General features: G+C 63.0%; 1 protein-coding gene. It reads left to right on the forward strand.

The window, feature by feature from the left end; translation table 11 throughout:
* Nucleotides 1-441, forward strand: a 441-nt coding sequence (locus AC5ZGW_RS47105) for an FAD-dependent oxidoreductase (RefSeq protein WP_496114268.1), incomplete at both ends; no start/stop codon positions are given.

Genomic DNA, 441 nt, shown 5'->3' on the forward strand with positions numbered 1-441 from the left:
CGAAGTCCGCGAGCCGCAGCTAATTCTGCGCGATGATGCGTTCTTCAAGAGCAGCCGGATCGACCTCGTTCTGGGACAACGGGCCGTGGAGATTGACCGGCAAGCGAAACAGGTCGCGCTTGCGGGCGGCGCCCGGCTGGACTTCGACAGTCTCGTGATCGCCACCGGATCGCGGGCTCGGCGCATATTGGTCCCCGGCGCCGAACTCGATGGGATTTGCTATCTTCGATCCCTCACTGATGCCTGCGATCTCAAGGGGCGACTGGAGCAGGCGAACGAGATCGTCATCATCGGGGGCGGGTTCATTGGACTTGAGGTTGCTGCCTCGGCGGCAAAGCTTGGCAAGAAGGTCACGGTGATCGAGGCCGCCTCCCGGCTGCTTGAACGCGCCGTATCGACGATTGTCTCGCGTTTCCTGCTCGATGCCCATGCACGGGCGGG

The sequence above is a fragment of the Bradyrhizobium sp. Crot121 genome, assembly GCF_059512385.1.